This window comes from Actinophytocola sp. (genome assembly GCF_035712165.1).
Classification (GTDB): Bacteria; Actinomycetota; Actinomycetes; order Mycobacteriales; family Pseudonocardiaceae; genus DASYTH01.
This window is the reverse complement of sequence record NZ_DASTBH010000132.1, coordinates 1-3,725: the sequence shown is the minus strand read 5'-3', so window position 1 is coordinate 3,725 and position 3,725 is coordinate 1. Positions and strand designations below refer to the sequence as shown.

Annotated in this window: 4 protein-coding genes and 1 pseudogene; all 5 read left to right on the top strand. The window is 69.3% G+C overall.

Going from position 1 to position 3,725, the window contains the following annotated elements:
• A partial coding sequence (gene infB, locus VFO68_RS07235; RefSeq protein WP_325157390.1) for a translation initiation factor IF-2 occupies nt 1-2,097 on the top strand: 2,097 nt, incomplete at its 5' end.
• A 90-nt stretch (nt 2,098-2,187) separates the two neighbouring features.
• Entirely contained in the window at nt 2,188-2,484 is a 297-nt protein-coding gene (locus VFO68_RS07230) for a DUF503 domain-containing protein (protein ID WP_325157389.1), read from the top strand.
• An 11-nt stretch (nt 2,485-2,495) separates the two neighbouring features.
• Nucleotides 2,496-2,945, top strand: a complete 450-nt coding sequence (gene rbfA / locus VFO68_RS07225; protein WP_325157388.1) for a 30S ribosome-binding factor RbfA — start codon at nt 2,496-2,498, stop codon at nt 2,943-2,945.
• An 88-nt stretch (nt 2,946-3,033) separates the two neighbouring features.
• Nucleotides 3,034-3,549, top strand: coding sequence for a helix-turn-helix domain-containing protein (locus VFO68_RS07220; RefSeq protein ID WP_325157387.1), 516 nt, complete (start codon nt 3,034-3,036; stop codon nt 3,547-3,549).
• Nucleotides 3,536-3,725 (top strand): annotated as a pseudogene (locus tag VFO68_RS07215) (hypothetical protein); the annotation flags it as partial. The gene VFO68_RS07220 and the pseudogene VFO68_RS07215, both read left to right, overlap by 14 nt.

The window sequence follows — 3,725 nt, the reverse complement described above, 5'->3', positions numbered from 1 at the left end:
GGCGGCGGTGGCGGTTTCCGCGGCGGTCCCGGTGGGGGCGGCGGCGGTGGCGGTTTCCGTGGCGGCCCCGGTGGCGGTGGTGGCGGCGGCGGTGGCGCTCCGGCGGGCACCGGCGGCGGCTACCGCGGCGGTGGCGGCGGTGGCCGGCCCGGTTCCGGCGGCGGTCGCGGTGGCGCGGCCGGCGCGTTCGGCCGGCCCGGCGGGCCGTCCCGGCGTGGCCGCAAGTCGAAGCGGCAGAAGCGCCAGGAGTACATGGAGAACATGCAGGCGCCCAGCGTGGGTGGTGTGCGGTTGCCGAAGGGCAGCGGCGAGACCATCCGGCTGCCGCGCGGCGCCTCGCTGACCGACTTCGCCGACAAGATCAACGCCAACCCGGCCTCGCTGGTGCAGGTGCTGTTCCACCTCGGCGAGATGGTCACGGCCACCCAGTCGGTCTCCGACGAGGTGCTCGAGCTGCTCGGCTCCGAGATGAACTACAACGTGCAGGTGGTCAGCCCGGAGGAGGAGGACCGCGAACTGCTCGGGTCCTTCGACATCACCTACGGCGAGGACGCCGGCGAGGAGTCGGACCTGCAGGCCCGGCCGCCGGTGGTGACCGTCATGGGTCACGTCGACCACGGTAAGACCCGCCTGCTGGACACCATCCGCAAGGCGAACGTGCACGAGGGCGAGGCCGGCGGCATCACCCAGCACATCGGCGCCTACCAGGTGGCCACCTCGCTGGACGGCAACGAGCGGCTCATCACGTTCATCGACACCCCGGGCCACGAGGCGTTCACCGCCATGCGTGCCCGTGGTGCGCAGGCCACCGACATCGCCGTGATCGTGGTCGCCGCCGACGACGGCGTCATGCCGCAGACGGTGGAGGCGATCAACCACGCGCAGGCGGCCAACGTGCCGTGTGTCGTCGCGGTCAACAAGATCGACAAGGAGGGGGCGAACCCCGCCAAGATCCGTCAGCAGCTCACCGAGTACGGGCTGGTCGCCGAGGAGTACGGCGGCGACACGATGTTCGTGGACATCTCGGCCAAGCAGGGGATCAACATCGAGGGTCTGCTCGAGGCGGTCCTGCTGACCGCGGACGCGGCGCTGGACCTGCGGGCCAACCCCGACATGGAGGCCCAGGGCGTGGCCATCGAGGCGCACCTGGACCGCGGCCGTGGTCCGGTGGCGACCGTGCTGGTGCAGCGCGGCACGCTGCGGGTCGGTGACTCGATCGTGGCGGGCGACGCCTACGGCCGGGTCCGGCGCATGGTGGACGAGTACAACGACGACGTCACCGTGGCGACGCCGTCCCGTCCGGTCCAGGTCATCGGGTTCACCTCGGTGCCGGGTGCGGGTGACACGTTCCTGGTCGTGGACGAGGACCGGGTCGCCCGGCAGATCGCCGAGCGGCGTTCGGCCCGCAACCGCAACGCCCTCAACGCCACCCGGCGCACCCGGGTCAGCCTGGACAACCTGGACGCCGCGCTGCGCGAGACCAGCCAGCTGAACCTGATCATCAAGGGTGACAACTCGGGTACCGTCGAGGCCCTCGAGGACGCGCTCACGAAGATCGACGTCGGCGACGAGGTCGAGCTGCGGGTGATCCACCGTGGCGTCGGAAGCATCACCGAGGGCGACATCAACCTGGCGATCGCGGACAACGTCATTGTGATCGGCTTCAACGTCCGCGCGGAGGGCAAGGCCACTGAGCTGGCCAACCGCGAGGGCATCGATGTCCGCTACTACACGGTGATCTACCAGGCGATCGACGAGATCGAGCAGGCCTTGAAGGGCATGCTCAAGCCGATCTACGAGGAAGTGAGCCTGGGTAGCGCCGAGGTTCGCGAGGTGTTCAAGTCCTCCAAGGTGGGCACGATCGCCGGCTGCCTGGTGACCTCCGGAGAGATCCGGCGCAACACCAAGGCCCGGCTGCTGCGCGACGGCAACGTGGTGCAGGAGAACCTGAACATCGGCACACTGCGCCGGTTCAAGGACGACGTGACCGAGGTCCGCGAGGGCTTCGAATGCGGTCTCACGCTTGGTTCGTACAGCGACCTCAAGGTCGATGACGTGATCCAGACGTACGAGCTGCGCGAGAAGCCCCGCACCTGATCGCCGCGGTTGGGAAAGCAATGTGACATTCAGTTCCTGCTAGGGCAGCAATGCCACATTGCTTTCCCACCGGTTCCGGAGTGATGCCCGTTGTTCGTCGGTGCCCTCGAGTTGGACGTTCTGCTCGGTGATGTCCACTCGTTGAAGGAGAAGCGGTCCGCAGTGCGACCGGTGATCGCCGAGCTGCGCCGCAGGTTCGAGGTGAGCGCGGCCGAGGCCGGCCACCTCAACCTGCACCGGCGCGCCCTGATCGGGGTGGCCGTCGCCGCCCCGGACGCCGAACATGTGCGCGATCTGCTGGACGCGTGCGAGCGCCTGGTGGCCGGGCGCCCGGAGCTGGAACTGCTGTCCGCCCGGCGCCGGCTGCTCGGGCCAGATGACGAATAGGAGAGGCGGCCGTGCCTGACGCACCCCGCGCCCGCAAGCTGGCCAAGCGCATCGCGCAGATCGTCGCGTCCGCGCTTGAGCACGAGGTGAAGGATCCGCGACTGGCGATGGTGACGATCACCGACGCCCGGGTGACCGCGGATCTGCGGGAAGCCACCGTGTTCTACACCGTTCTCGGCGACAAGCTCGACGTGGCGCCGGACACGGCCGGTGCCGCTGCCGCGCTGGACAGCGCGAAGGGCGTGCTGCGCACCATGGTCGGGCAGGGTACCGGGGTGCGGTTCACCCCGAGCCTGGCCTTCGTCGCGGACACCGTGCCGGAGGACGCCCAGCGCATCGACGCCCTTCTGGCCAGGGCCAAGGAGGCCGACGCCGAAGTGGCCCGGCTGGCCAACGGCGCCCAGCCCGCCGGCGACCCGGACCCGTACAAGCCGCCGCGCGAGGAGCCGGTCGAGGACTGATGTGCCGCTCTGGCACAAGAAAGTCATCCGAGTGAACCTCTGATGGCGTTACCGCGAACCGGTGTCGCGCCGTTCTAGCGTGTCCGCCATGAACGAGCGCGAACCGACGGTGCGGTCCCGCGAGCTGGGCCTGGCCCTGTCCCGCGCCACCGCCGCCCAGGGCCTCAAACGCATCGAACTGGCCGAGCGCCTGGGCTGGTCGCACACCAAGATCAGCCGCATCTTCAACGGCAAACGCGGTGTCATGCCGGAGGACGTCGCTGCCATCCTGGCAATCTGTGGTGTCATCGGCCCCAAACGCGACGAACTCCTCACCCTCACCCGCAACGCCCACGACCCCCACCCTGCACGTCGATCTGACTCGCTTGGTCGTCGCCGCGAAGTCCGGTGCCCTCGACCCCACGCGCCGATGAGCAGGTCCCTGCGGTGGAGGAAGAGTTCCCGCACTAACACCGCCAACTGCGTGGAGTTGGCCTGGCCAGCCGCCATCCGCGACTCCAAGCACCCGGCCCCGACCCTGAGTGCCGCCCTCGCCCCCTTCATCGTCGCCGCCAAGTCCGGCGCCCTCGACCTCAGGAGAAGTCCGCTCGATGCCTGGTCCTGACCTACCCGCCCCCACCGAACTCTTCGACATCGACGTCTGGCTGCACCGTTGGCCGACCGGCACCTACAAGGCCGAGCTATGGCTCGGCGTGCTGGTTTTCTCCGGCGAGTTCGACCATCGTGACGTCGAAATCGCCCGAGGTGCCTACCCCGGCCGGCAGGTCGTGCTCAACGAAG